The sequence below is a fragment of the uncultured Hymenobacter sp. genome (assembly GCF_964242765.1).
In the GTDB taxonomy this organism is placed as follows: Bacteria; Bacteroidota; Bacteroidia; order Cytophagales; family Hymenobacteraceae; genus Hymenobacter.
Genome location: NZ_CAXTBM010000022.1, coordinates 41328 through 67886 on the forward strand (window position 1 = coordinate 41328; position 26559 = coordinate 67886).

19 protein-coding genes and 1 pseudogene (1 of these 20 cut by a window edge) are annotated in these 26559 nt (G+C 57.2%); 10 read left to right on the forward strand and 10 right to left on the reverse strand.

All coding sequences use genetic code 11. The features are described 5' to 3' along the window. Nucleotides 1-103: 103 nt before the first annotated feature. Nucleotides 104-748 carry a hypothetical protein gene (locus ACFE7X_RS11505; RefSeq protein WP_375435813.1) on the reverse strand — a complete coding sequence of 215 codons (645 nt, stop codon included), beginning with the start codon at nucleotides 746-748 and terminating at the stop codon, nucleotides 104-106. A 430-nt stretch (nucleotides 749-1178) separates the two neighbouring features. On the opposite strand from ACFE7X_RS11505, the gene ACFE7X_RS11510 reads away from it, so the two are divergent. Beyond that, nucleotides 1179-3911 carry a hypothetical protein gene (locus ACFE7X_RS11510; RefSeq protein WP_375435814.1) on the forward strand — a complete coding sequence of 911 codons (2733 nt, stop codon included), beginning with the start codon at nucleotides 1179-1181 and terminating at the stop codon, nucleotides 3909-3911. A gap of 150 nt (nucleotides 3912-4061) precedes the next feature. Here ACFE7X_RS11510 and ACFE7X_RS11515 read toward each other — a convergent pair whose 3' ends face one another. The 3 genes from ACFE7X_RS11515 to ACFE7X_RS11525 all read right to left on the reverse strand — a co-directional run bounded on the left by ACFE7X_RS11515 (nucleotide 4062) and on the right by ACFE7X_RS11525 (nucleotide 7366). Then, the gene (locus tag ACFE7X_RS11515) at nucleotides 4062-4973 is read right to left on the reverse strand and encodes a helix-turn-helix domain-containing protein (RefSeq protein ID WP_375435815.1); all 912 of its coding nucleotides are present in this window, start codon (nucleotides 4971-4973) and stop codon (nucleotides 4062-4064) included. Nucleotides 4974-5146: 173 nt separating this feature from the next. Continuing rightward, nucleotides 5147-6139 carry an aldo/keto reductase gene (locus ACFE7X_RS11520; protein ID WP_375435816.1) on the reverse strand — a complete coding sequence of 331 codons (993 nt, stop codon included), beginning with the start codon at nucleotides 6137-6139 and terminating at the stop codon, nucleotides 5147-5149. Nucleotides 6140-6316: 177 nt separating this feature from the next. Continuing rightward, the gene (locus ACFE7X_RS11525) at nucleotides 6317-7366 is read right to left on the reverse strand and encodes an aldo/keto reductase (RefSeq protein ID WP_375435817.1); all 1050 of its coding nucleotides are present in this window, start codon (nucleotides 7364-7366) and stop codon (nucleotides 6317-6319) included. 242 nt (nucleotides 7367-7608) lie between these two features. Between ACFE7X_RS11525 and ACFE7X_RS11530 the strand changes: the two genes are divergently transcribed. Continuing rightward, nucleotides 7609-8505, forward strand: a complete 897-nt coding sequence (locus tag ACFE7X_RS11530) for a hypothetical protein (protein ID WP_375435818.1) — start codon at nucleotides 7609-7611, stop codon at nucleotides 8503-8505. Between the two features lie 52 nt (nucleotides 8506-8557). On the opposite strand, the gene corA is transcribed toward ACFE7X_RS11530, so the two are convergent. Beyond that, complete coding sequence (gene corA, locus ACFE7X_RS11535) at nucleotides 8558-9751, reverse strand: magnesium/cobalt transporter CorA (protein ID WP_375435819.1); 1194 nt, start codon at nucleotides 9749-9751, stop codon at nucleotides 8558-8560. Between the two features lie 102 nt (nucleotides 9752-9853). On the opposite strand from corA, the gene ACFE7X_RS11540 reads away from it, so the two are divergent. From ACFE7X_RS11540 to ACFE7X_RS11555, 4 genes are all read left to right on the forward strand, one after another. Further along, nucleotides 9854-11152: a hypothetical protein gene (locus tag ACFE7X_RS11540; protein WP_375435820.1), complete on the forward strand. Its 1299-nt coding sequence runs from the start codon at nucleotides 9854-9856 to the stop codon at nucleotides 11150-11152. An 87-nt stretch (nucleotides 11153-11239) separates the two neighbouring features. After that, nucleotides 11240-13663, forward strand: coding sequence for a glycoside hydrolase N-terminal domain-containing protein (locus ACFE7X_RS11545; RefSeq protein ID WP_375435821.1), 2424 nt, complete (start codon nucleotides 11240-11242; stop codon nucleotides 13661-13663). Nucleotides 13664-14059: 396 nt separating this feature from the next. Beyond that, nucleotides 14060-14986, forward strand: a complete 927-nt coding sequence (locus tag ACFE7X_RS11550) for a glycosyltransferase family 2 protein (RefSeq protein ID WP_375435822.1) — start codon at nucleotides 14060-14062, stop codon at nucleotides 14984-14986. A 181-nt stretch (nucleotides 14987-15167) separates the two neighbouring features. Further along, nucleotides 15168-15977, forward strand: coding sequence for a phytanoyl-CoA dioxygenase family protein (locus ACFE7X_RS11555; protein WP_375435823.1), 810 nt, complete (start codon nucleotides 15168-15170; stop codon nucleotides 15975-15977). Between the two features lie 58 nt (nucleotides 15978-16035). Here ACFE7X_RS11555 and ACFE7X_RS11560 read toward each other — a convergent pair whose 3' ends face one another. Then, nucleotides 16036-17712, reverse strand: a complete 1677-nt coding sequence (locus ACFE7X_RS11560; RefSeq protein ID WP_375435824.1) for an ArnT family glycosyltransferase — start codon at nucleotides 17710-17712, stop codon at nucleotides 16036-16038. A 186-nt stretch (nucleotides 17713-17898) separates the two neighbouring features. Here ACFE7X_RS11560 and ACFE7X_RS11565 point away from each other — a divergent pair, with 186 nt between their 5' ends. Together ACFE7X_RS11565 and ACFE7X_RS11570 are read left to right on the forward strand one after the other, a co-directional pair. Next, nucleotides 17899-19527 carry a hypothetical protein gene (locus ACFE7X_RS11565; protein WP_375435825.1) on the forward strand — a complete coding sequence of 543 codons (1629 nt, stop codon included), beginning with the start codon at nucleotides 17899-17901 and terminating at the stop codon, nucleotides 19525-19527. 113 nt (nucleotides 19528-19640) lie between these two features. Then, nucleotides 19641-20618, forward strand: a complete 978-nt coding sequence (locus ACFE7X_RS11570) for an acyl-ACP desaturase (RefSeq protein WP_375435826.1) — start codon at nucleotides 19641-19643, stop codon at nucleotides 20616-20618. A gap of 83 nt (nucleotides 20619-20701) precedes the next feature. On the opposite strand, the gene ACFE7X_RS11575 is transcribed toward ACFE7X_RS11570, so the two are convergent. The 3 genes from ACFE7X_RS11575 to ACFE7X_RS11585 form a co-directional block, all read right to left on the reverse strand. Then, nucleotides 20702-21334, reverse strand: coding sequence for a hypothetical protein (locus ACFE7X_RS11575; protein ID WP_375435827.1), 633 nt, complete (start codon nucleotides 21332-21334; stop codon nucleotides 20702-20704). 299 nt (nucleotides 21335-21633) lie between these two features. After that, a complete protein-coding gene (locus ACFE7X_RS11580; RefSeq protein ID WP_375435828.1) occupies nucleotides 21634-22251 on the reverse strand; it encodes a PliI family lysozyme inhibitor of I-type lysozyme in 618 nt (205 codons plus the stop codon). A gap of 101 nt (nucleotides 22252-22352) precedes the next feature. After that, nucleotides 22353-22634 (reverse strand): DUF427 domain-containing protein, encoded by a 282-nt coding sequence (locus tag ACFE7X_RS11585; protein WP_375435829.1) that lies wholly within the window; start codon nucleotides 22632-22634, stop codon nucleotides 22353-22355. A 191-nt stretch (nucleotides 22635-22825) separates the two neighbouring features. On the opposite strand from ACFE7X_RS11585, the gene ACFE7X_RS11590 reads away from it, so the two are divergent. After that, nucleotides 22826-23932 carry a VWA domain-containing protein gene (locus tag ACFE7X_RS11590; RefSeq protein ID WP_375435830.1) on the forward strand — a complete coding sequence of 369 codons (1107 nt, stop codon included), beginning with the start codon at nucleotides 22826-22828 and terminating at the stop codon, nucleotides 23930-23932. 75 nt (nucleotides 23933-24007) lie between these two features. Here the strand turns inward: ACFE7X_RS11590 and ACFE7X_RS11595 are convergent, their stop codons facing one another. Further along, nucleotides 24008-24979 (reverse strand): c-type cytochrome, encoded by a 972-nt coding sequence (locus ACFE7X_RS11595; protein ID WP_375435831.1) that lies wholly within the window; start codon nucleotides 24977-24979, stop codon nucleotides 24008-24010. Between the two features lie 181 nt (nucleotides 24980-25160). Between ACFE7X_RS11595 and ACFE7X_RS11600 the strand changes: the two are divergent. Beyond that, nucleotides 25161-26559, forward strand: a pseudogene (locus ACFE7X_RS11600) (sigma 54-interacting transcriptional regulator); it runs 119 nt beyond the window's last position.

A 26559-nucleotide genomic window follows, 5' to 3' on the forward strand; every position in this document is an offset into this window, starting at 1 on the left:
AGGCCGTAAGCAGTGAAACAGCCTGGGCCAGTAGGTGGCACGAATAAAGATAAGATTTTTAAAATATTACTTGGTTGCAAAATCAATCGGTCATGCTAGCTGGTCAGTTGCGAATGAAATACTTTTTTAAGTCGGTCCAGCTAAGCGCGCTGGAGGTGCGTTGGTCGCGCCAGCCAGCTATTTTCCATTCGTTATTACGTCGGCGCACCAGCAACCGGATGTTGCCTTCCAGCATCGTTGATTGGAAAGCGGTGTCGGTTTGCACAATACGCAACTGGTAGAGTGCCGATACTTCGGCCGAGTCGGCGGTGAAAAACTGGTAGGGCCGGGTGGTTAGCGTAAGTTGGTTTGACGGCGCAGCAGAGCGGCGGCGCAAACTGTTGAAGTAGTCGCGCTCCTCGCTGACGCTCCAATTCGTGAAAAGCGTGGCGGCCGTGCCCGCCGACGTAGGATCGGGCACGAAGCGGTACTGCGGACCGCTAAAGCTGCGCTCGTAGTTTACGGTGTTGAGCGTTTGGACCGCCGCCGTGAAGTTGGCCAGCAGAATTTCGATATTAGTTGGAGCCTGGTAGTCGCTGGCCGCGTCGGGCGTTTCGGGTTCGCGCAAACTGAAGCAGGAAGAAAGACCAGGAAAGATCAGCAACGAAAGAAAACGCCAGGCTTTTCTCTGGAAGCCAGCCAATACTAGGGTAGCCGCTGGGCTGGTAGCCACACCGTCGGCATTAGGCTGCTGGTAGTTGGTTTTCATTTTCTTGAAGCGAATACACTGTACAAAACGGCTTGAGATAGAAGTTTTTGCGTCTCATTAAAGTCAAATGTTGTTGGTGCAACCAAGCAAAAGCGTGGACCGTGGCATAGCGTTGGACGGCGGTCAGGAGGCACCCGCTTTCTTACGAAGAATGCAGTGACTGCATCAGGGAGGCCACTCAAAATATACTAGATAGAAAGCAGAAGCGTGGCTTGGCAACCGGATGCGCTGGACTGTGGTTATCAAGCTCGACGACACCCGGCAGTGGAACTCGTTCGTACTAGTGCGGCAGGGTGTAGGGTACACCAAGTAAGTTAGCTATTGCCGTATACACTTTTCACATCGAATAGATACAACTCCTGGGTCTGGGTGCAGCTTGAAACCCGGTTCCAGCAAACAAAACGCTATTTTCGCCGCCCTGTCTCGCCGTATGTCCAAGAAGCTGCTTGCTATTCTGACCGCACTGTTGCTCCTGGCGGCTCTGGCCTCTTATGTGTACTACCGGCGCACCGTGGCCGCCGTACCCGTTGATCCGTGGGCGCTGGTACCCGACGATGCCGTGCTGGTGGCGGCCACCCGCGACCATCCCATGCTGGTGCGCCACCTCAAGGAAACCCAGCTCTGGGACAATCTGCTGGCCGTGCGCTACTTCGAAAGCCTGCAAAACAATGTAGCCCTGATCGACAGCCTCACCGGTAGCCGCGACGTAGTAAGCCGGTTTCTGGGCCGCAAAAAGGTGCTGACTTCGGTGCACGTCACCGGTCCCAACCAGTTTGATGTGCTGCTACAGGTACCCGTAACCAGCATTCGGGAGTACCGGCAGGTGCGCAGCCTGACAGACGCGCTTGCGCGCGATCCGCACTTTCGGGTGGCCACGCGCGACTACGAGGGCACTATTCTTAGTGAAGTGAGTGAGCTGGGTACCGGCCGCGGCATCACCTTCTTCAACTACCGCAACCACCTGCTGCTGAGCGCCAATCCGGTGCTCATTGAAGCCGTCGTGCGCCGCCTGGCCGGTCCGACCCAGCCCACCGTAGCCGCCGATTTTCAGAACACCGATTTTTTTCGACTCCGCGACGTGGATGCCACGCTGCTCGTCAACTATCGCCGACTGCCGCAGTTGCTAGGCGTATTTTTTCGGCGGGAGATGCTCTCCGATATAGGCAGCCTTACCAGCTTGGCCAGCGTAGGGCAGATGGAAATGAGGCTGACCGGCAACAAAGTGGCTTTCAACGGCTTTGCCAACCCTGAAACCACCCGCGGTAGTTTGCACGAGCAACTCCGCGGCCAGCCCACGCAGCGCCTGCGCATGGCCGACATACTCAGCTTGCGCACGGCCTTGCTGGTGCATCTAAGCGTAGGACCTGCCGACGTGTTGCGTGGTGCGCGCCGCGCCTCGGCGTCGGATACGTTGGCGCCGGGTGTTGATTCGCTGCTGGATAGCCTAACAACAGGTTTCAAACAAGAGGTGGCTCTGTGCTACTTAACGCAGTCGTCGGCGCGCGTAAGCCCGACGCGACTAGCGTTGGCGTACTGCCCACAGCCCGCCAGACAAGCGCTGCTGCTAGCAAAACTGCGGCGAGCCGTGGGCGCGAGTCCCTCTTTCGAGCGGGTAGGACCGTATCAGTTTTACGCCACCGGCGTGTCCGAGCTACCGGCGCGCTTATTGGGGCCGCTGTTCAGTGGATTTCGGCAGCCAGTGGTGGCGGTAGTTGGTAATTATTTGGTTTTCGGACAAGATGCGGCGGCGCTGCGCCAGCTACTAACCGACGTAACGGCGGGGGAGGTATGGGCCCGGGCGCCGGCCCAAGTTGGATTCTTGCAGGAAACCCAGCCATTGGCCCGTTTGCGCATTTTACTGGACACCCGCAATGCCTGGAATCTGCTGTTGCGGGGCTTGGTTGAAGAGCGCCGGGCCGGGCTGCTGCGCAACGAGGCGTTGTTTAAGCGCTTTCCTCAGGTAGCCTTGCAGTTTGTGCCCACCGGCGACGAAACCGAAGCGGATGCTCAATACTTCACAGAACTGTTGCTCCGCCGCCCCGTGACGGGGGCGGCCGTAGCGCGAGTGCAGGGAGCCAGCGCCTCCGGGGCAGCACTTACCTTCAAAACGCCCCTAAAAGGCCCGCCGATACTGGTGGCGGTGACTGGCGCAGGGCGGGCAGGAGTGCTGGTGCAGGATTCGGCCCAGGTGCTGCACTACGTAACGCCCGAAAACGTTGTGGCTTGGTCGGATTCGTTGCCGGGGCCGGTGGTGGGTACGGTGCAGCGGCGCGTGGTGGCGGGGCAGCCTAGCTATTTGCTGGCTACGGCCGGGCAGTTGCACTTGCTTGATGCCAACGGCCGCTCGGCGTCCAACTTCCCCCTCAACCTACCCGATTCGGTGCAAGCTACGGCGCTAAGTGTGTCGCCGGCAGGCAATGGGGCACCGCGCCTGTTGATAGCCGGAGGCGGCGGCAACCTGTTTCTCTACGACACCGACGGCAACGCTTACCCCGGCTGGCAGCCCAAACGCTTCGATTTCAACTTGGCTGCGCCGCCGCTTTACTTGGTAGTAGGGGGGCGCGACATCATTGTGGTGCTCCTAGAAAACGGCTACGTGTATGCCTGCGACCCGCAAGGAAGCGTGTATCCGGGTTTCCCGATCAGCGTGGGAGCGCGGCTGCAAAGCACTGCTCTGGCCGAAATCGGCGCAACGCTCAGCCGCACCCATCTGACGGTGGTTAGCCAGCACGGCGAGCGGGTTACCTTCTCTTTGGCCGGCGATGTGATAAGCCGGGCCCGCGTGGCCACCTGGAGCCGTAACTCCGTGTTTCGCCTTATTCCCGATCAGCGCCAACGCGGCTACGTGGTGAGCCGCGAAGAAGGTGGCCAACTCGACTTGTTCGAGCCAACTGGCCGCCGCCTGCTCGGCCAGAAGTTCCTGACTTCAGGGGTGAAGCCCGCGCAGTTTTTTGATTTTGACAGAGGCCGCCGCATGTACATCCTGACCGAGCCGGGCCCGCGCCGGGCCTACGTCTACGACCGGCAAGGGCGCCTACTCGGTGGCCGGCCTTTCGAAAGCAGCGCCTCTGCCGTGGGCCTGGAATACGATGCGCGCACTAAAATCTTTCATCTCTACCGCACCGTCGGCACCGAGCTGCGGCGCACCGATATCAACGAGTAAGTTACGCCAGCCGCTGGCCGCAAATAGAATCGGCCTACCTGTCTATCGGTATGGGCTCGACTAGAAGACGCAATGTCTGGCATCTGTACAAGCGGGCTACCGCAGAAATCCAGGGTGCTTTTCTGAAATGCTGCATGACTTCCGCCTACCTTAATTCACCGACGACCGGAAAGCCGCGGGGGTAAGGCCCGTCTTGTTTTTGAATAGCCGGGAGAAGTACTGCGGATACTCGAAGCCTAGCTGAAAGGCCGTTTCGTTGATGGAAAGGGAGGTGGTGAGCAGCAGGCGCTTGGCTTTCTCTATGAGGCCGTGGTGCAGGTGTTGCTGCGTGTTCTGGCCGGTAAGGGAGCGGAGCATGTCGCTCAGGTAAGCGGGCGACACGTTCAGGTGGTCGGCAAAGTACTGTACCGTGGGTAAAGGCTGCTCGCCATCTTGCCTGAAGTAGGCAGTTAGCAGCGACTCGAAGCAACTCAGCAAGTCGTGCTCGGCTGTGCGCCGGGTCAGGAACTGGCGGTGATAGAAGCGGTTGGCATAGCTGAGCAGCACGTCGAGCTGGGCCACCAGTACATCCTGGCTGAAGGCATCAATAGGCCGCTCGTACTCGCTCCGGATGCTGTGCAACAGCGTATCCAACAAGTCTTCTTCCTGGTTTGATAAGTGCAGAGCTTCGTGCACTTCGTAAGAAAAGAAGTTGTAGGTGGCTATCTTTTTGCCCAGCGGGTATTTCAGCAACAGGTCGGGGTGGAAGACCAGCATCCAGCCGCTCAGGTCGGGTTGGTGCTGGCTGTCGTCGGCTGAGCACAATTGGCCGGGGGCGTAAAAGGCGAGCACGCCCGCACTGAAGTCATAGGACTGATGCCCATACTGCACCTTGCCCCGCAGGTTTTTCTTGAGCGCCACCGAAAACAGATTGCGCGCCGCCGGGGCCGGAGCCGGTTGGTGGCTGGCGCTTGTCAAGTCAACGATGGTGAGCAGCGGATGCACCGGGGCCGGAAAACCGTAGTAGTGAGTGAATTCCGTCACCGTGTTCAGCACGCGAATGTCTTTAGGGCAGGGTCTCATCGAAGAAGGGCTAGAATGGTCGCGCATTCACCGAGCTGAACTTGTTTTCAACCCGGTGATTATAACGCATGTTCAGAAGCTGAACAACGAAATCCGAAGAACGATTGAGCGTAATCCCAAACGCTGGTACGAACCGAGCGGAAAGCTTTTCTTCGACCCTTTTGAAAGCGGGGTTAGAAGCCCTCGGGGTACGCCGCTCCCACCGTGCTGCCGACCGGCATACTAGCTTCCAAGTTCGCCAGTTCCACCGGGCTGAGCGAGATGGCCGCGGCAGCTACGTTCTGCTCTAGATTCTTGCGGCGCTTGGTACCCGGAATTGTCACTACGCCCTGCGCCAGCACCCAAGCCAGCGCCAGTTGGGCGGCCGTCACGCCTTTGGCAGTGGCCAGCGTTTGCAGCTGCTCCACCAAGGCCAGGTTCTTGTAGAAGTTTTCGCCTTGATAGCGAGGGAAATAACGGCGCGAGTCGGTGGGCTCGAAGTCGTCGGGCGTCTTGATTTCCCCCGACAAAAAGCCCCGGCCCAGTGGCGAGTAAGCCACGAACCCAATGCCCATCGCGCGGGCCGTTTGCACAATGCCTTCCTCTTCCACCCGGCGGTCGAAGAGGGAGTATTCGGTTTGCAAGGCAGTGATGGGGTGCGTTTGATGAGCGCGGCGAACAATGTCGCCCGGCACTTCGGACAAACCCAGAAAGCGCACTTTGCCTTCTTCCACCAGCCGGCTCATGGCGCCCACGGTTTCCTCGATGGGCGTGTTGGGGTCGAGGCGGTGCAAGTAGTAGAGGTCGAGGTAGTCGGTGTTCAGGTGGCGCAAAGAGCGTTCGACGGACGAGCGCACGTACTCCGGGCGGCCGTTTATCTTTCCGCTCATCGTGCCAGCGTCGTCTACTTCAAAGCCAAACTTGCTGGCAATGATGGCCTGCTCGCGCCGGCCGGCCACGGCCCGGCCCACCAGACGCTCGTTGTCGAACGGCCCGTAGATGTCGGCTGTGTCGAGCATGGTCACGCCTAACTCCAGGGCCCGGTGAATAGTGGCAATGCTTTCCGCTTCGTCGGCCTGGCCATACACACTGCCACCGGCAAAGCCGGTCATGCCCATGCAGCCCAAGCCTTCCACTGGCACTTCCAGGCCTTGGCTTCCTAGTGCTACTTTTTTGATGATACTCATGCTGTTTCAATAAAGGTGTAGAGGGGAACAAGTTGCTCTACAAAGATCTGAGTGCCACCCAGGCCGCGAGTTATACAAACCGGCGTTTCTGCTACACAAAACGAGGGCAAGTTCGGCGGCTTTTGCTTCTTCCAGCCTAGGGGCCTGTATGCTCTGGGTTCGGGCAATTGAAAGCAGTTATTGCCAGCCTTGCACGGTGTTGCCGCCGAAAATGCTGCGGTTTACAGCAGGCGTGAAAATGCCATAAGGGAAGGCTGGATCAAGCGCACTTGCTTCGTCTAGCGTTCGGAGTTGCTCGGGAGTAAGGCGGATTTCCAGAGAGCCAAGGTTGTCGTGCAACTGTTCGAGTTTGCTGGCCCCAATGATAAGGGAAGTCATACCCGGCTGCGCCGAGGCCCAAGCTAAGGCCACTTGCGCCGGTGAACGGTCGAGTTGCGTGGCTACGGTACGCAAGGTGTCGAGCACGCGCCAGTTACGCTCCGTGAACTTGGTATTGCCGAACGGATTGGGACCAGTAAGACGGCCCTGGCCGGCGGCAGCTGCGCCTTCGGGCTGGTACTTGCCGGCCAGAAAACCCGCGGCCAATGGGCTCCACGGCGTGATGCCTAAGCCACACTCGCGGGCAGCAGGCACGTATTCCTGCTCGATGCTGCGCTGCACCAGCGAATACTCTAGCTGCATGGCAATGGGCCCGGGAATGGCGTGCACCGCAGCCAGCGTGGCGGCCTTAGTAGCGTACCAGGCAGGCATATCCGAGAAGCCGAAGTAGCGAATTTTGCCGGCGCGCACCAGGTCGCCGAGTGTCTGCAACACTTCTTCCACGGGCGTAACCATGTCCCAAGCGTGCAGCCAGTAGAGGTCTACATAATCGGTTCTGAGGCGCTTTAGGGAGCTTTCAAGGGACTGGTAGATGTTCTTGCGGCCGTTGCCGCCGGCATGCGGGTTGCCAGGGCTGGTGTTGAAAGAAAACTTAGTGGCGAGTACCAACTGGTCGCGCAGGCGGCGGGCGGCAATGTAGCCGCCTAGCAATTCCTCGCTGCGCCCGCCGGCGTACACATCGGCCGTATCGATGAAGTTGCCCCCGGCCTCGACGTAGGCCTGGAAAATGACTTCGGAAACCTCGTCGGGTGAGCCCCAGCGGGGTGTGCCGAAAGTCATGGTACCGAGGGCGAGTGGGCTAACAACCAGGCCGGAACGGCCGAGGGTACGGAAGGAGGTGAGGCTCATACGAGTAGGTTTCGGAAGGATTTCCTAATGGCAACTAATCTTAATTACCCCACAAAGATCCTGTCACGCGCGCAACGCCGACTATACAAACCAAGACTTCTGCTACACAAAACGCAGACCGGCGTTTGTCTAGGATAAAGTATGGCCTATCCACAGGCAACACAAATTGGCTTTATATTACAATTAATATATTAAAGCTTAAACCGATTTAAAGCAATAGTGTACTTGTAAAATTCAACGTTATGGAACAAATGCAAAGAACGAAGGAGCTAAATGCGGTAGCTGAGATAATCCCGCAGGCATATATAGCTAACTTTGAAAAATACAAGAAAGATAAAAAAGCGAAGTTGCTGTCATACAAGCAGGGAATTCCTCTGAGCTTGTTGGTTAAGGTAATTGTTGTGCTTGCTTTAATTGATATACTATTAATATTTGTTTTAAACACATGGTACAAATCGAGAATAGTTTCAGACCCATTAATTGCGGAAATACATAAATCTCTTATTCAGTTTTTAGTGGTTTTTGTGATAGGAACCATCGTGTCGTTTTTTATAAAGGGAAACGATGCTCACAAAGCAACCGAAAAAGGGTTGGATCAGTTTAGAAAAGCCTTACTGACAAAGCTGCATAAGTACTATGCCGACACTAAACGGATACGCAGGGTTTTACGAGCAACAGCCTGTACACCGCCTTTCAATTACAAGTCCGGTGACAAATGCATGATAAGCATGTCGAAGTACGACGAACAGCTTATAAAGCTAAACGATATTCAACTAGACCTGGAAATTCTTAAAAAGGAGTTAAATGATTTACCCGCAAAGATTTTCAAAAGCCGTAGCGAAACCAGGAGAAATGTTCCGTCAGTAGATAAAGATTTTATAAAAGATTATGATGCGAATAAAATATTAATTGTTTCAAGTATTAGGTTCATGGAAAATTATTTAACTAAGATTATTGAAGAGTGGGAAGAGAAGGGAGGATATAGCAAGCAGAAATCTGAAATCAACATTGATGAACTTCCCGCGCTCAAGCAGTTCATCAAACCAGCAAAAGAAGACTTTAGAACCAACTTTATATCCTACTACGGCAATTCTCTCGAAGTAATCAGAGCCAGTATTCTCTTTCCATTCACCTCGTAAGAGGCGTTGGACAATCCACGAAAAATGCGTCTGCAACTAAACCAGCAAAGGGCTACCGGTTTGTGAGCCAGCCTTTACGGTAGAAGTAGTAGATCTGGCCAGCCACCATTAAGGTCATCAACGTCAGGACGCCGATGTAGCCCCAAGGGGAGTACAGTTCGGGCATGTTGAGACGGTTGATGGTGCCGTCGGGATTCTCGCGCGAGAAATTCATGCCGTAGACGCCGGCCACGAAGCTGAGCGGAATGAAGATCGAGCTGATGATGGTCAGCACTTTCATCACCTCGTTCATGCGGTTGCTTTGGTTGGACATAAACAAATCCACTAGGCTGCTCACCGATTCGCGGTAGCTCTCGGCCAGTTCCAAGGCCTGAATGGCGTGGTCGTAGCAGTCGCGGAAGTACATTTTCATTTCCTCTGATACTACCTCGTCGGGCTGGCGCAGGATTTCCGCAATTTTCTCCCGCTCCGGGTACACGAGCTGACGAAAACGGATGATGTCTTTCTTGACCCGCAGAATGCGGTTGAGCACCCGCCGGTCGGGCCGGTCTTCCAGAATGCGGTTTTCCAGCTTCTCGATGTAGTCGCCGATGGCGGCCATGGTGGGGTAGTAGTGGTCGAGCACGACATCGGTGATGGCGTAGGCGAGGTAGAGCGGCGGCTTACGTTTGATTTGACTGAAGCCCGAGCGAATCCGTTGCCGCACCGGTTCCAGGCAGTCCTGGTAATCGTCCTGGAAGGTGAGCACATAGTTGGGACCCGTGAAGATGGAAAGCTGGTCGTCGTCAATTTCGAGCAGCGTCGTGAATTCCGTCATGCGGGACACCATGAACAAGCGGTTGTTGTCGAACGTGTCCACTTTGGCCCGTTGGTGGTCGTTGAGCACGTCTTCCATCTGCAAGGGGTGCAGTTGAAAATCAGTGATAAGGCGCTCAAGCAAGGCAAGATCGTCGTAGCCCCGCACGTCGATCCAGTGGCGCAGCTTCGGCTGCGCTTGAAATTGGGCTAGCAGCTCATCGTAGCTGGCGTATTCGTGCTCTTCGTAGTGTTGCTCGTCGTAGGAAAGCAGAAACAGCCGCGGCTTCAGCGAACCTGCCCGGATGGTAAGCGTGCCGGGACGCCGGCCCACCTGCTGCTCGCGCGCTAACTGAGTGGCGGAGCGGTCGGCTATAGAAGAAAGCTGCTCGTCGCCGAAGGGGCCAGCAGGGGCAAGCGGTTGGTCGGGAGTGATGGTCGAGGAATCCATAAAGAAAATTAAGCCGCATTACTGTACGGTGGAAGCTCGACTAAGATGTTCCGGTAATTGTCAAGAAGGGCTACTGGCTCAACTCTTCTACTTTTGCGCTTGATGCCACCTGCTTCACCATCTGCCCCCAAAACAGCCGTGGCGCCGAGCGGCAGCCAATTCGTGCGCGGCTCATTGGGGTCGGGGGTAGCGCTGGGCGCGCGGGCCGCCGGCGCGTTGCTGCTCAACAAGCTGCTGGCCGTGTACGGCGGACCCGGCGGCCTCACGCTGCTGGCGCATTTTCAGAACCTGCTGGCCTTATTTACCACCCTACCCAACGACGGCACGCACGTAGGAGCGGTGAAGTATCTGGCGCCGCTACAGCCAGCGGGCGGGCGGTATCGGGCCTGGCTCGGCGCGGCAGTAGTGTTGAATGGCGCCGCGTTGCTGCTCGGGCTGGGGTTGCTGTGGTGGGTGCCGGGGCCTTTGGTGAGTGTGTTCCAGCCCACCGCCGGGTGGCTGGCGCTGTTTGGGCTCGGGATTATGTTGCTTGTTCTGAACGCTTTGGTGGGCGTTATGCTGCTAGCGGCGGGCCAGTTGCGGGCCTACATAGGTCTGACTGTCACGTTGAGCGTATTGGGCCCAGCGGCCGTGGCCGCGGTACTCTTGAGCAACAAAGAAACGCCTGCTGTTTCCGAGGCCTTACTAGCCTACCTCTTGGCGCAAGGGGCCACGCTGCTGCCGGCCCTTTGGCTAGCCCGCCGCCATGACTTGCTGCCGCCCCTGCGCGGGCGCCTTAGCAAAGTGGCTCTGCAGGAGCTAAGCAAGTTTCTGCTGATGGCCGTGGGGTTGCTGCTGTTCGGCAAAGCCGTGGATTTTGCGGTGCGCGAAGTACTGGTGCGTCAGTTTGGGCTAGCCGAAACCGACTTGTGGCAAGCCGTCGTCAAGCTCAGCGACAACTACACCATGGTGCTAGCCGCCGTCATGAGCAGCGTGTACTACCCGCGCTTAGCAGCTCTGGCGGCCCAACCCGCGGCCCAGCAACAATGGGTGCGTACGGTGTTGCGCCTGCTGGTGCCCGTATTGGCCGGTGGCTTCCTGCTGCTCTACTGGCTGCGCAACTGGTTGCTGCCGCTGCTCTTCGAAGCCCGTTTTGCGCCGGCCGCCGACCTGCTGGCACCTCAGCTGCTGGCCGATTGGTTCCGTTTTATAGCTTGGCCCCTTATCATGGTGTTTACGGCCCAGGCCCGGGTGGGGCGCTACGTGGCGGTGCAAGCTGGTTCGGCGGTGGCGTACGCGGCGGCGCTGGCAGTGCTGGTGCCTAGCTATGGGCTGTACGGAGCACTTTTGGCGGGGGTAGGCCGCCAAGGACTGCTGCTGCTGTGGTGCGCGTGGTACTTCCGGGAATACTGGCGGCGGTGAAATTCTTGTAATTTCCCGCCGCTCACGGTTCGGTAAAGCACAATAACAGCGGCGCTTACCGGTTTTTCTTATCAAGCACGGTTTTCTATGGTCATGCGTCAGGTGAAAATATTGCTCTTGATTGGCGGTCTGGTTATAAGCACGTTGTCGGGAAGCCAAGCCCAGCAGAATCTGAAGCTGTGGTACAAAGAACCCGCCAGCACCTGGACCGAGGCCTTGCCCGTGGGCAACGGGCGGCTCGGCGCGATGGTGTTTGGGCGGCCCGGCGAGGAACTGATTCAACTCAATGAAAGCAGCCTTTGGTCGGGTGGGCCGGCCAACCTGAACCCCAATCCTACGGCCGCCAGCTACCTGCCCCAGATCCGGGAGGCGCTCTTCAACGAAGACTACAAGAAAGCCGAAGACCTCTGCCGCAAAATGCAGGGCCTATACACGGAAGCTTACATGCCGCTCGGCGACTTGCTTATCAAGCAGGACTTCACTGGCCCGCCCACCAACTACTACCGCGACTTAAACATCTCGGAGGCCACCGCCAGCACCCAGTTTACGGTAGGGGATACCCGCTACAGCCGGGAAATTCTGTCGTCGGCACCCGACCAGGTTATTGTTATTCAACTTAAGAGCAGCAAAAAAGGCGGCCTCACCTTCGATGCCACCACCAAAAGCCAGCTCCAGTTCACGATGGCTCCCGGCGCCTCCGACGAGCTGGTAATGCGCGGCAAAGCCCCTTCGCACGCCGACCCCAACTACGTGCGCTCCACTGCCGACCCGGTACTTTATGAGCCTACTGGTTCTTGCCGGGGTATGCGCTACGAGTTACGCCTCAAGGCCCGCAACACCGACGGCCGCGTAACCACCGATGCCACCGGCCTGCACGTGCGCAACGCCACCGAAGTGGTGCTCTACCTCTCCGCCGCCACCAGCTTCAACGGCTTCGACAAGTGCCCCGACCAAGATGGCAAAGACGAAAGCAAGCTGGCTACGGCCGCCATGACCAAGGCCTTCCCGAAAAGCTTCGCGGCCATTCGCCGGAGCCACGTGCAAGACTATCAGCGCTACTTCAACCGGGTTACGCTCACGCTCAACAAGAGCCCGGAGCCTAAGCTTTCCACGCTGGAGCGCATGAAATTGTACGCCGACGGTGGGACCGATCCGGCGTTGGAGGCCTTGTACTTTCAGTTTGGGCGCTATCTACTCGTTTCCAGTTCGCGGCCCGGCGGACGGGCGGCCAATCTGCAAGGCATCTGGAACAACAGCGTCCGGCCGCCGTGGAGCAGCAACTACACCACCAATATCAACGCCCAGATGAATTACTGGCCTTCGGAAGTCACCAACCTGTCGGAAATGCAAGAGCCGTTTCTGGAGCTGATTGGCGCTACGGCCGAAACCGGCCGCGAAACGGCCAAGAACTTCTACAACGCCAAGGGCTGGGCCGTGCACCACAACTCCGACATCTGGGCCACGTCCAACCCCGTCGGCGACCTGGGCAAAGGCGCGCCAACCTGGGCCAACTGGAACATGGGCAGTGCCTGGCTGAGTCAGCACTTGTGGGAGCATTACCGCTTCACCAACAACCCCGAATACCTGCGCAGCATGGCGTATCCGCTCATGAAGGAAGCCGCCGTCTTCTGCCTGGACTACCTCGTGCCCGACAAAAATGGCCTCTTGGTTACCGCGCCGTCATCGTCGCCGGAAAACGTGTTCATCACCGAAAAAGGCACGAAGGGCAGCATATCCATGGCTTCCACCATGGACATGTCCATCATCCGGGACCTGTTCACCAACGTAATAGAAGCCTCGGAAACGCTCGGGGTAGATGCCGACTTCCGCAAGACGCTGACCGAGAAAAAGGCGCAGCTTTTCCCATTTCATGTGGGCAAGAAAGGCAACTTGCAGGAGTGGTACAAGGATTGGGAAGATGCCGAGCCCCAGCACCGGCACGTGTCGCACCTGTTTGGGTTGCACCCCGGCCGCGAGATTTCACCGCTCACCACGCCGAGCCTGGCTGCCGCCGCCCGTCGCACCCTAGAAATTCGGGGCGACGAAGGCACGGGTTGGAGCATCGCCTGGAAAATCAACTTCTGGGCCCGCCTCCACGACGGCAACCACGCCTACAAGCTGGTCCGCAACCTGCTGCACCTCACTGGCCTGGAAAACACCCAGTATAGTAAAGGCGGCGGAACATATCCCAATCTGTTTTGCGCCCACCCGCCCTTCCAAATCGACGGGAACTTTGGTGGTATTGCGGGCATGAGTGAGATGCTGCTGCAAAGCCACGATGGCGCCATTCACCTGCTGCCCGCCCTGCCCGATGCCTGGAAAGAAGGCAGCGTGAAAGGGTTGCGGGCCCGCGGCGGGTTTGAAGTGGACCTGGCCTGGCAAAACGGCAAACTGGTAAATAGCACCATCCGCAGCCTCAAAGGAACCACCACCAAAGTGCGCTACGGAGAAAAGGTAATCACCCTGAATCTAAAGCCCGGCCAAAGCAAGAAGCTAGGCCCGAGTTTGTAGGATTGTGGCCTGTTGTAGAGACGCGACACTTCGCGTCTCCTCGTTGCTGAGGTCGTTCAAACCAGTCGTTCAACGACGAGACGCCAAGTAGGACGGCTCTACATCGTTTTGACGAGCAAAAGTACACACGCACAGGTACGCTGAATTGCGCTGAAAAAGTGGGCACTCACGTATTGAGAGGCCGCCATTTAGGAGAGAGTTTGTCATTCCGCGTATCAAGCGGCGAGAGGAATCTGCGTATGCTAGTTAAACGACTTTAACTTAGATTCCTCCTGCGCCGGAAGGACAAACTGCCCTGTTCATATAGGCAGAGGAGCGCAGTAGCAACACAACGGCGCTTTGTTGATCTTTGAGCCGCAGCTACACCGCAATTCCTTTCAGCTTACCTTTTATTTAGTGCCTGACCCCGCCGACCTGCCCATCGTCAGTATAGTGGCGCTGTGCTACAACCACGCCCGCTTCCTGCCGGCCGCGCTGGATTCCATTCTGGCGCAGTCGTACCCGAAACTGGAGGTGATTCTGGTGGACAATGCCAGCACCGATGGCAGCCTGGCTATCATGCGGCAATACGCGCAGGCTAACCCAACGTGGCAACTCTTGGCCCAACCGCGCAACTTGGGTTTGTGCGCCGCTTTCAACCAAGCTTACCGATTATCACAAGGCGAGTTTCTGCTTGATTTCGCGACTGATGATGTGCTGCTGCCCCAGCGGATAGCCCAGCAAGTAGCCGCCTTTCAGCAGTTGCCGCCCCACTACGGGATGGTGTACTCTGATGCTGAACTGATTGATGAAGCCTCGCGACACGTGCGCTTCCATTTTCGTCGTACCCCGCAAGGATTGCACCCCCGGCCCGCCTCGGGCTACGTTTTCGCCGACGTGCTGCGCCGCTACTTCATCAGCACTCCCACCATGATGATGCGCCGGGCCACGCTCGACGAGCTCGAGGGCTACGACGAAACGCTCTATTATGAGGACTTCGACTTCTGGGTACGCGCCGCGCGTAAATGGGCGTTCTACTTCCTGGATGAGGTGACCACCCAGAAACGGGTGCACCCGCAGGCTATGTCGCGCCGGGCCTACCGCCCCCACGACCCGCATTTAGCTTCCACCATCCAAACCTGCCGCAAAGCCCTGCACCTGTGCGAAACGCCCGACGAGTGGGATGCCCTGGCCGTGCGTCTGCGCTGGGAAATGCGCCAAGCTATCCGCTGGGGTAGCAACACCGATGCCGCCACTCTCTGCCAACTGCTCCGGCAAACCGGCAAACAGCAGCCGCTGGATTGGGTGCTAGGGCAGTGGAGCCGCTTGTGGGCGAAAAGCTGAGCGAGAAGGGAATATGCTCCACTCAGCTACAAACCTTGAGTCGCTACGCGGCTGCTTAACAACGTGGGCAATTGCATCAACCTTGGCTTGAACCACAAGGCGAACTTCGTGTTGACTGAGAAAGGAATTGCATGGTTCGTCAAGTCGTCCTAGTATCTTGCGAGCCTTAAATTGCTCATCAATGAAAGTTAGCGTCAATCAGCATCTCGTTACCTATCAGATAGAAGGGGAAAGCAACCCGGGCGAAAACCGGGTGCTGCTGGCCAGCAGCCTCGACCTTACGGCCGGTACTACCTGGACGGACGCGGGCTACATTGTTGCGCCTTTTCTGGCCCCGGTTGAGCAGCAGCAATTGCAAGAAGGCTTGGCCGAACTGGTACGGGAGGCGCTGCGAGGCGCGGGTATGCCGGTTGCCCCCGATTTTCCGGTCAGTGAGTATCACCGTGTAGTCGGCGACGACCAAGCGCGGCACTTGGCCGTAGTGAATACGACGAAAGAATACACGCTCGACCGGCTGCCGGTGCCCGCGGCCTTGCTGGAAGCCAGGGTAGGTGAGCTATGCGGCCGGCCCGTGCAAGCGCACAATCCCTTCGACGACGCCCGCATTTTCCACCTGCGCATCGTGCGGCCCGGCCGCTCCGACAACAATCCCCTACACCGGGACGTGTGGTTACCCGACTACGACAACTGCCTCAACATCTACGTGCCCGTAGCGGGCAGCACCACCGATTCTTCCCTAAGCTTAATTCCCGGCAGCCATTGGTGGCCCGAAAACCAGACCGAGCGCACCCAACAAGGAGCCGTTTATAATGGTATCAGCTACACGGTGCCCGGCGTGAAGGGTGCTCCAGAACCTTTAGCGCTTATCCGCCCTAACCCTGGTTTCGAGGAAGTGCTGCTGTTCTCGCCCTACTTGCTCCACGGCGGTGCCGTCAATCTAAACGCCGATGCTACGCGTATTTCGCTGGAAATGCGTTTTTGGCAAGCCTGATTGGTGTTAGCTACAGTCAGCCACTTCTCTTGGCTTAAAGCGGAAGGGACACGAGGTGTCACCTGACAACCTCATACAGCTCCACTTTGCCGTCTTGCGCTACTAGTTTGCGTTGAGGGAACCACGTTGTTACCGAGTCGGGGGAGTAGCGGATGAGCTTGCGCGTGAGTTCTTCGTTGGTGAGGGTGCTGCGGTTGAGGAGCAGCCAGACTTTCTCACCCGGCAGTACCCGCACCGAGTCGCGGGAGAGGTAGCTGCGAAAGCGCAGCCCTGGGGGAACTCGGAAGCTATAATAAAAGTCGTGGGTGCGCAGAAGAAATTCGTCTACGAACACTACGCCTCGAGTTGCAGCCTGTAGCTGCGCCTGCAACACTCGGTTTTGGGCGAAGTGCGAGGAAACGGTAGGCTTGCGCATGAAGTGCACGGGCCGCACCAGGAGCGCCGCGGCTAATGCCAAGAGCAGCAAGGCCGCAAAGCCCGCCGTGCCCGGCCGGTAGCGCGCAGGTATCTGTTGTCGCACAAGTGTCAGGCCCAGGAAAAGCAACCCGAGCAGGCCATACGGAATGGCTACCGCACTACGCAGCCATCCGGCAAACAGCAGCAACACGCCGCCAAGTAGCCAGCCCCCGTGCCCGGTTTGCCAGAAGGCACGCAGCCCAAAGCCAGCCGCCACAGCCAGCGGTGGCAGCAGAGGCGTCATCATGCGCGGCTGAAGGGAAATAGGATTGTACGTGTGCAACGACGTGCTGCCCCACCAATAGAACACGAGCGTAGTGGCCGCCAGTGTTACCCAGTAGAGTGCGTCGGTTTGGGTGTCGGTGGTTGGGGCAGCAGGGGTGGTTGAGGTAGCGCGCCAGTGGGTTGGTAGGGCCGCTGCGGCCAACACCAGCATTATCCCGATGCCAGTACCCACAAAGAACCACAGCGGCTCCCAGCTTACGCGGCCAAGCAAAGCGCCCCGGCGGCCTTGCACGTAGTTGCCGTCGCTCATGTACGCGTTGGTTTGCTCGATGACGTGGTAGCGGTAGAGTGGGTCATTGGTTTGCAGTTGATAATACAGCAGGTAGGCTCCCAGCATCACACCACCCGTTGCCAAAGCCGCCACCCAGAATCGGCCGTGGCGCCGTCGGTACGTATCCAGGCCCAATAGTCCGATGTAGAAAGGCAAGTAAAACACAATGGTTTCCTTGCTGAGCAACGCGGCAAAGCTCAGCACGGCAAACCCCGCGCCCCAAACTGCGGGTCGCCCCTGCTCAAGCCGCCGCCCAGTGAGCAGCGCGGCCGCGCCTGCTAAACACCAAAACATAAGCACATTGTCGGGGTAGAGGTAGGTGCTCAGGTTGAGCGTGAAGTAGTGCAACCCTAGCAGCACCGTAGCCCCGGCGGCTACTACCGGTTCGCGCCGACGGTACAGCGCCCAAATAACAACGGCACAGCCCAACGTGCAGAGCAGTGGCCAGAGAGTAGTACTAATAATCGTAACCCCGAGCAAACGGTAAAGCCCCGCTACCGGTCCAAAAACCAGCAGCCGCCCCTGCAATGGGTCGTGGAATACGTGCTGCGGGTCGGGGAGGGGGCGGTACGTGCCGGTAGCCAGCGCGTGAGCGTAGCGGGCGTACAGCAGGTCGTCGAGGTCGTAGAGCCCCTCGTGCGTTAAAGCAAAGAAAGCCACCGTAAAACCAAGCACCAGACTTAGTGCCAGATGGGGCAGACGAAAAAGCCAACGTTGATTCACGCCAACAAAGGTGGTGAAATCGGATGAGGTGATGTGGGGGTGGGTAAACGAGCAAAGTGCGGCAGCAGAGGGGTACGCTACCGCCTTTAACATACGGTTTGCCTGCTTCGCACGGCTCGTTTACTTAGCTTTGGCCACCCAGCGCGAAAAGCCCTTCCTTCCCCAACTTAACTGCTACTTTTTCACTTGTTGCCTTTTCCCCAACTATTCCGGCGAGTGTTGCTGCCCGCGTTGCTGCTGTTGGGGGCGGGCTGGGGGCTGGGCTGCTACTTCGAAACCAACGACGACCCAGCTATTATTCTGCTGCTGCGCGGCACTGCGGCGGATGCGCCCGTCACCAATCTGCACTTGTATTTTCATGGGGTAAGCGCCGTACTGGCCGGCCTGTATCAGCTTTTCCCTGGGTTACCGTGGTTTGGGTTGGTGCTCTACGCTCTGCTCTATGTAGCCACTGTTCTGGTTTTCTCGGTCCTCGACCAATTACTGACCGGGCGGGTACCGCCCACCCAGATTACGGGGCTGCTTGTTTTATTTTTCTTGGTGGCCTGGCTGGAGCACGGGCTTTGGTTCAACTATGTGCGGGTGCCGGTATTGCTGACTGCGGCCGGAATACTCTTTGCGGCCCAGCGGCCTCAACGCCTGGGCGCTTTCTTGTTGGCAGTGGCAGCATTTGGGCTTAGCTGGCTGATTCGGCCCAGCCCGGCGCTGATGGGGCTGCTACTGGCTGCGCCGGGGGCTTATTGGCTAAGTGGCCGGCGGGCGCTGCCCATCCTGTTCACTGCTGCACTGTGGGCCGGTGTGGGCGCCGGAGTCCTGGCCATGGCAAGCAGTCCACAAGCCAAAGCCTTGGCGGCTCTGGACGTGCCGAAAGCGCATCTCAATGATTACCAGTTGTTGCGCCCCACGCCTCATACCGCCCCCGATAGCTTGGCCCTGCAAGCCGTAGCCCATTGGATGATGGCCGACTCCACCCTTGTCAACGAAGCTATGTTCCGGCGGGCCACCCAGTACGAGTGGAGCTGGTTTCTGGGCACCATCGTGCCGCTTAAGGTGCAGGTGATGCTGCGCTTACTGGTGCGCGACTATTTTCCGCTCTTGCTGCTACAGGCATTGCTGCTGGTCTGGGTGGCTACTACCCGGAGCCTGCCGCAGCGGCGGTGGTTTTGGCTAACGCAAGCAGGCTATGTGGGGCTTCTATTGGTGCTGGGTATCGCGCTGAAGCTGCCGCCTCGGGTGGGTTTGCCACTATTCGATTTCTGGGCACTCAGCAATTTGCTTTATGTGCTGCGCGATACCCAGCCAATCCCGCCCGCTCGTCCGCTCGCCCTCGTGCTGCTGGCGCTGGCAGTAGCAGCTGGCCCTTATGCCTACAAAACCTGGCACCGCCGCACCGTATTGCTAGCCGAGCGCCACCACAACCAACAGCTTCGGGCGCAACTCACGGCCACCTTGCCAACCAATATTCTACTCGTTACCGATGTGCTGCCCGCCACCTATAAGGCGGCTAGCCCGTTTCGCAACCCCGAGCCGCACCCCGCTAAAATGATGATGCTCTCGGGTTGGACCACTGCCAATCCTTCGCAAGCCGCGTGGCGGCGGCAACTTACCGGCACCCGCAACTTCGCAGAAAGTATGCGGCGCCTAGCACGATTAAGTTCGCGGGTGCGTTGGCTGCTTACTCCGGGTGGGGCTCGTGTTCTAAACAAGCAGCTCAGAATCAAGGACTCGCCGGTAACGCAACTGGCGCCCGAACCAAAGGCATTTACTGCGGTAATCGATACCTTGCGCTATTATCAACCCGTGAGAAAACAATGAAATAAGCGCAGGACAAAATTTTATAGCTGTCCTGGTGAATTTATTCCGCGTATTTGAGGGTACTGAATATATACCTTTGACGCTCTCTTCTCGCATCTTTCTTCCTACTCACCATGATTGCCACCGTCACTTCCCGCAGTGAGGTTCTGAAACACATCGAACCCTTTTTACGCGCAAACCTTGGCTCGTTTTTGAAGAGCGTGGATGATAGCTGGCAGCCCTCCGACTTTTTGCCCGATTCCCGGCTCGATACCTTTTTCGACGAGGTGAAGCTGTTGCGCGAGCGGGCCGGCGAGCTAAGCTACGATCTGCTGGCCGTGCTCATCGGCGATACCATCACCGAAGAGGCCTTGCCCAACTACGAGGCGTGGTTTCACGAGCTTGATGACTTGGACCGTGACCGTGACAACGGCTGGGCCCAGTGGATTCGGGGCTGGACGGCCGAAGAAAACCGTCACGGCGATTTGCTCAATCGGTACCTCTACCTCAGCGGCCGCGTAAACATGCGCGAGTTCGAGGCCAGTACGCAGCACCTCATTGCCGACGGTTTCGACCTCGGCACTGCCCACGACCCCTACCGGGCGTTTGTGTATACCAGCTACCAGGAAGCGGCTACCAACCTCTCGCACCGCCGCGTGGGCACCTTGGCCCGCAAAGCCGGCGACGCTTCCTTATCGAAGCTTTGCGGCATGATTGCCGGCGACGAAGCCCGCCACGCCCGCGTGTACCAGACGTTTGTAGAAAAAATATTCGAAGTGGACCAGTCGGAAATGATGCTGGCCTTCGAGGACATGATGCGCAAGAAAATTGTGATGCCGGCCCACTACATGCGGGAGCTAGGCGTCGAGATGGGCAAAACCTTCGGGCACTTCACCGATGCCGCCCAGCGCCTCGGCGTCTACACCAGCCAAGACTACACCGACATTCTGGAAGGTCTAATCAACACCTGGAAAATCGACCAAATGACCGAGCTCAACGGCGCTGCCGAAAAAGCCCGCGACTATATCATGGCCTTGCCTAACCGCTTGCGCCGCGTGGCCGACCGGATGCCCGTACCGAAGTTGGAGTACAAGTTCAAGTGGATTGAGTAAGGCGTAATAGCACCTGCTGGAACGCAAAAAATCCCCCGTAGCAACAGTGCTACGGGGGATTTTTCCTTCTCTACTTCTGGCTGTTACGGCTGGCCATCCATCACTTGGCCCATCACCCATTTGCCGGTTGGATCGAGTTTGTAGGTGATGGTGCGCGAGCTAGGCGTAGTGGCTGGCGCTGTGGCCGAAGCCGAAGCAGTGCCATCCGTCACGGGAAAAGTGCGGCTGAGCATGTTGCCGCTCAGCGTGTAGGTGTCTTTGCCCGCGTAGCCCACCGCCGCAGGCCCCGTAATCAGGCCGGGGCCGGTGATAGGCGTGTAGGCGCGCTCCGAAAATTCGTAGCCGTAGAAGCCGCCATTGGCAGTGGAAGCGTCCGTGAAAATGTAGATTTCCGGCTTGCCATTGCCGTTCAAGTCACCCGATACAGATTCGCGTACGGCCCCGTTGATGTCGAGGCGCACGGGTTCGGTAGTAAGAGCGGCCCCGCGGTAAGAGCGGATAGTAAGCTGCCGTTGCGCAGAAGAGCCGGTTGTGCGAATTTCAAAGCGAGACTCACCCTGCGTCAGGTCCCGGGAAAAACTAACGGGCTCAGTAGCCACCGTGCTTTCCGCCGTCGACAGTTGAGTTGAAGTGTCTTCAACAACACCTCGCGACGAATCGCAGGCAGTGGCTGCCACAACCGAGGCGCCAAGTAACACTAGAACACGTGCTTTCATGATAATATGATTAGGGAAGAGTGGACGTGGAAGTAAGTTTGGTTTGCGTACAAGCCCCTTAATGGGTATGGGAGTAGCAGGATAGAAGTCAAGCAGTAAGTGGCCGGTGTTTTCTCTTCGAGGCTGTCTGATTCGGCACTTCAAAAATATTGGCGCAAGATATTATATTCTATCTGGAATACAAATTCTAAACACATAAACACCTGTCTTTAGCAAGTGCTGTACTCGATTAAAAATCTGCTGTAGAATGCGTATACGAAGATTTGTTATTAATAATCTAGGTTTATTGCAATACAAGTCTAACGCGTTTGATTCCTATAGTTAACTTGTTTGAATACAGTGCTGCCAGCTGGCAATTTGTACTGCACAGCGCGTTGTCCGCCACTCGGGCAGCAGTTGGGATCAGCGTCAAGATAAACCGGAAAAGTGCGAACCACCTCCTGGCCTTCGACCTTGAAAGTATCGTGGCCCTGGTAGCCTTTGGCCGCAACACCACTAAGTTCGGGCAGTGAAAGGGTGCGACGGCCTTGGCTGTTGAACTCGTAGCCCACAAGCTGCCCGTAGGAGCCGCTGCCCGCGTCGGTGATGAAAACTAGCAGCTCCGGAGAATCGTCGTTGTTAAGATTGGTCGCAACGGCGTCCTCAACGGTGCCTTCCACGGCCTGCGTATTGGTAAGCAGCTCCCGACCGTTCTTTTCCACCCGTAGTTCCATCAGCCGTTGCGCGCCCTTGCCGGTGGTTTGCAGCACAAAGCGGTGGTTGCCCTCACGCAGCTCCTTCCGAAAGCTAACCGGAGTGGCCGCGGGGGTAGGCGTGGCAGTTGCGCGCAAGGTAGCCGGGTCCGACGCCTCGGTGGCCCGAGGGGCATCGCAAGCCGCTAACAAAACCAGGAGCAGTGAAACAGTAGGCGCTTTCATAACAATGCGGTAGGGTACCGCCTACTTTCGAGCCGGCGCCCTACCGCATTTACCGTTTAGTTCAACAGTAGGTTGCAGTTATGGCAATATAGCCTTGAGGGTTAGGCAGTTACCTGTACGCCCTTCCAAAACGCTACGCGCCCCTGAATCTGCTGTGCCGCTTCTTTTGGCTCGGGGTAGTACCAGGCGGCATCTTTGTTTAGCTCGCCGTTCACGCGAAGCGAGTAGTAGCTGGCTCGCCCTTTCCAGGGACAACTGGTGTGCGCAATACTGTCCTCGAAAAACTCTTTTTTAACAGAGTCAGCCGGGAAATAGTGGTTGTTTTCAACCACAACGGTGTCATTGCTCTCGGCCACGACCGTGTTGTTCCAAATTGCTTTCATAGGATCAAGGGTTTATAGTTTGAATTTCATTGGTGGTTCGTCGTAGCCTAGCCAGGGACCGTCTCATTATCTCATTAGAAGCTGAAGTTCATCTTGTGCTGATGCTACATCGTGTAACTTGAAACACAAACAACGACAAACGAAAAACTAACTTTCCCCGTCCGTTGTTCTGACAACTCAATCTCTTTCCTATGTCCGCAGGCTTCCGTTTCCAAGATTACGTGCCCGAGGAGTCGCCCGAGAAAGGCTTCGACTCTTTGTTTAAGATATTCATGCAGCTCATCACCATCACTTCGGGCGATGTGGCCGAAACGCTGTCCTGGCTCAACGAGCTCGACAAGCAGTACGGCCTCACCGATGACGACTACGGGATGGGGGATTTCATCGAAGACCTAAAGAAGAAAGGCTACATCGACGAAGATCCGCAGAAGGCAGGTGCCTTCAACATCACGGCCAAGAGTGAGCAGCAAATTCGCAAAAGCTCGCTCGAAGAAATTTTCGGCAAGCTGAAAAAATCCGGCCAGGGCAACCACCGCACCCCGCACACCGGCCAGGGCGACGAGCAAAGCACCGACATGCGCGAATTCCGGTTCGGCGACTCGCTCGACCAGATTTCGATGACCGAATCCATTCGCAACGCCCAACTCAACCACGGGTTGTCGGATGAGTTTATGCTGGCCGAAGGTGACTTGGAAGTGCGCGAAAACGAGCATAAAAGCCAAACCAGCACGGTGCTCATGATCGACATTTCGCACTCCATGATTCTGTACGGCGAGGACCGCATCACGCCGGCTAAGAAAGTGGCCATGGCCCTAGCCGAGCTGGTGAAGCAGAAGTACCCCAAAGACACGCTCGACGTGCTGGTATTCGGCAACGATGCCTGGCAGATCGAGGTGAAAGACCTGCCGTACCTGCAAGTCGGTCCGTACCACACCAACACGGTAGCCGGCCTGGAATTGGCCCTAGACTTATTGCGCAAGCGCAAAACGCCGAACAAGCAGATCTTTATGATTACTGATGGTAAGCCCACTTGCCTGAAGGAACCGGCTGGCGGTTACTACAAAAACAGCTTTGGCCTTGACCGCAAAGTGGTCAACAAAACCTTGAACCTAGCGGCTGCCGCCCGCCGCCTCAAGGTGCCCATTACCACTTTCATGATTGCCTCCGACCCGTATCTGAAGCAGTTCGTGAATGAATTCACGGAAGTCAATCAAGGCAAGGCCTATTACTCGTCGTTGAAAGGCTTGGGCCACATGATTTTCGAGGACTACAAGCGCAACCGGCGGAAGACGCTCTAGGGCGGTAGCCGAGCAAGTGAAGAAGCTGGTTTTTCTCTTTCATGAAGGAGGAAGACCAGCTTCTTCACTTATAGCTTATTGGGCAGCTACTGCGCCCTTGGCTTCCGAAGTAGGACGCTTGATTCGCGGTACGGTTTGCAGATAAGCGAAAATGGCGTGCGCTTCCTCGTCGCTCATCACCGAAAACCGGGGCATAGGCGCCCGCACGGGTCGGCGGGAGGACAGGCCGTATTTTACGGCGCGAGTGAATTCTGCCTCGGTCCAGTCGCCAAGGCCCGTTTCAGGGTCCATGGTCAAGTTGCGGGAGGTGATGGTGCTGCCATCGGTGGTGATAAACTCGTTGCCGCCGCCGAGGTAGCCCTCCGATTTTTCTGGTTCCAAAGCGTTATTGGTTTGGAAATTTTGGGAGTGACAATCGTAGCATAAGTAGCGCGCCGTTACCAGGTAATGGCCTAGCGCTACGGGGTTGGCAGCAGAAGGCGCTACAATAGCCTTCGTAGGCAGGGGGGCGGGTTTCATCACGGTATTCGTCAGTGCCTTAGTTAGCAACGACGGTTCTTGTGGGGGAGTGGCAACCGTCTTTGGTTTCACCCAAGCATGATTCGAGCGCAGAAACACCACCAAGCTATTGATGTCTTCATCCGACATATGCACGAATTGGGGCATCACTAAGCGGTAGCGCCCATCGCGCCCAATGCCGGTGCGGAGTAGCGCAATTAGTTCGGCGTCAGTCCACTGGCCGACGCCGTGCGTGGGTTCCTGCGTGATGTTGGAGGCGTAGATCTTGCCAAACTCCGGCGGCAAATCGTTGAGTAGGCCTCCTGTCAGGCTCTGGGTGGTTTTGTTGAGATGACAATCGGCGCACATGGCCACAGCCAGCTTTTCGCCTTGGGCTAAGCGTGCTGGCGTTGCCGCCACTTCCTGAGCTGGCACCGCTGGCACGGTGTAGTTCGGGACGCCGCGCACGCTTATAAACAAAACCAGAGCTACTACGAGCACGGCCACAGTCGCCACGCAGATACCAATTACACGTGTAACTTTTCTCATCTCGCTTTCAACTTTTCCGTTATTGCAAGACTACATAGTCTATCGTTAAATAGCTATCACATAATGATGTGACATAACTTAGCTGGTGGCGGCGCCATCACTAGTTGCATTTCGCCTGAACCTCTGCCGCATCTAAGCGGTTAAACAACTTGGGGCCTATACACCCCCGTCACAACTCCCGATGAAACAAGAATCTATTCGTACGCTGGGCCAGCTCCGGGCCAGCGGGTATCAGCCACGTTCCGTTAAACAAGAGCTGCGCGACAACCTGATTGCCAAGCTGCAAAGTAAGACTGAAGTGTTTCCGGGCATCTATGGCTACGAGGAAACCGTTATTCCGGACCTGCAACGCGCCATCCTGGCCGGTCATCACATCAACCTGCTCGGCTTGCGGGGGCAGGCCAAAACCCGCATTGCGCGTTTGCTGGTGGGTTTGCTCGACGAGTACATTCCGGTGGTCGAAGGCTCCGAGCTAAACGACGACCCCTTGCAGCCGCTATCCGTGTTTGCTAAAAACCTGATAGCCGAGCACGGCGACAACACGCCCGTAAGCTGGATGCACCGCGACGAGCGCTACACCGAGAAGCTAGCTACTCCCGACGTATCCGTGGCCGACCTTATCGGCGACGCCGACCCTATCAAAGCAGCTACCCTCAAGCTGCCGTACAGCGACGAGCGGGTAATTCACTTCGGCTTGATTCCGCGGGCGCATCGCGGCATCTTCGTCATTAATGAGCTGCCCGACTTGCAGCCTCGCATCCAGGTGTCGCTTTTCAATATTTTGCAAGAAGGCGACATTCAGATTCGTGGTTTCAAGGTGCGGCTGCCGCTGGATCTGCAATTTGTGTTCACGGCCAACCCCGAGGACTACACCAACCGCGGCTCTATCGTGACGCCGCTCAAGGACCGGATTGACGCGCAGATCATCACGCACTACCCGAAATCCATTGAAATCGGCAAGCGCATCACCAAGCAGGAAGCCCGCATCAAAGAAGAGCAGCGCGGCCTAGTGACTACCAACGAAATCATCCACGATCTGGTGGAGCAAGTGGCCGTAGAAGCCCGCGCTTCCGAGTTTGTGGATGCCAAAAGTGGCGTATCAGCCCGCCTCACCATCTCGGCTTACGAGCAGGTAGTGGCCGGTGCCGAGCGGCGCGCCCTCATCAATGGCGACAAGAAAACGTACGTACGTCTAGGTGACTTTATTTCGGCTGTGCCTGCTGTAACCGGCAAGGTGGAACTGGTGTACGAGGGTGAGCAGGAGGGAGCCGGCATTGTGGCCGAGAAGCTGATGGGCAAAGCCATTCGCACGCTGTTCCTAAACTACTTCCCTGACCCCGACAAAGCCAAGAAGCTTAAAGCCCGCCCTAGTCCCTACAAAACGGTGCAGGAATGGTTCGGCAGCGGCAACACCGTCGATATGCTGCACGATGCCTCCGACAAGGACTACCACGCCGCCCTCGACCAAGTGCCTGGCCTGCGCGACATCGTGAAGGAGTTGCACCCCAACGAAGACAAGGAAACCATGTGGTTTCTGATGGAATTCCTGCTCCACGGCCTAGCCGAATACAGCCTGATTT

Bases quoted from the DNA above. Each gene is read 5' to 3' on its own strand.
- ACFE7X_RS11505 (WP_375435813.1), bottom strand. From the start codon at position 748: ATGAAAACCAACTACCAGCAGCCTAATGCCGACGGTGTGGCTACCAGC.
- ACFE7X_RS11510 (WP_375435814.1), top strand. From the start codon at position 1,179: ATGTCCAAGAAGCTGCTTGCTATTCTGACCGCACTGTTGCTCCTGGCG.
- ACFE7X_RS11515 (WP_375435815.1), bottom strand. From the start codon at position 4,973: ATGAGACCCTGCCCTAAAGACATTCGCGTGCTGAACACGGTGACGGAA.
- ACFE7X_RS11520 (WP_375435816.1), bottom strand. From the start codon at position 6,139: ATGAGTATCATCAAAAAAGTAGCACTAGGAAGCCAAGGCCTGGAAGTG.
- ACFE7X_RS11525 (WP_375435817.1), bottom strand. From the start codon at position 7,366: ATGAGCCTCACCTCCTTCCGTACCCTCGGCCGTTCCGGCCTGGTTGTT.
- ACFE7X_RS11530 (WP_375435818.1), top strand. From the start codon at position 7,609: ATGGAACAAATGCAAAGAACGAAGGAGCTAAATGCGGTAGCTGAGATA.
- corA (WP_375435819.1), bottom strand. From the start codon at position 9,751: ATGGATTCCTCGACCATCACTCCCGACCAACCGCTTGCCCCTGCTGGC.
- ACFE7X_RS11540 (WP_375435820.1), top strand. From the start codon at position 9,854: ATGCCACCTGCTTCACCATCTGCCCCCAAAACAGCCGTGGCGCCGAGC.
- ACFE7X_RS11545 (WP_375435821.1), top strand. From the start codon at position 11,240: ATGGTCATGCGTCAGGTGAAAATATTGCTCTTGATTGGCGGTCTGGTT.
- ACFE7X_RS11555 (WP_375435823.1), top strand. From the start codon at position 15,168: ATGAAAGTTAGCGTCAATCAGCATCTCGTTACCTATCAGATAGAAGGG.
- ACFE7X_RS11570 (WP_375435826.1), top strand. From the start codon at position 19,641: ATGATTGCCACCGTCACTTCCCGCAGTGAGGTTCTGAAACACATCGAA.
- ACFE7X_RS11575 (WP_375435827.1), bottom strand. From the start codon at position 21,334: ATGAAAGCACGTGTTCTAGTGTTACTTGGCGCCTCGGTTGTGGCAGCC.
- ACFE7X_RS11580 (WP_375435828.1), bottom strand. From the start codon at position 22,251: ATGAAAGCGCCTACTGTTTCACTGCTCCTGGTTTTGTTAGCGGCTTGC.
- ACFE7X_RS11585 (WP_375435829.1), bottom strand. From the start codon at position 22,634: ATGAAAGCAATTTGGAACAACACGGTCGTGGCCGAGAGCAATGACACC.
- ACFE7X_RS11590 (WP_375435830.1), top strand. From the start codon at position 22,826: ATGTCCGCAGGCTTCCGTTTCCAAGATTACGTGCCCGAGGAGTCGCCC.
- ACFE7X_RS11595 (WP_375435831.1), bottom strand. From the start codon at position 24,979: ATGAGAAAAGTTACACGTGTAATTGGTATCTGCGTGGCGACTGTGGCC.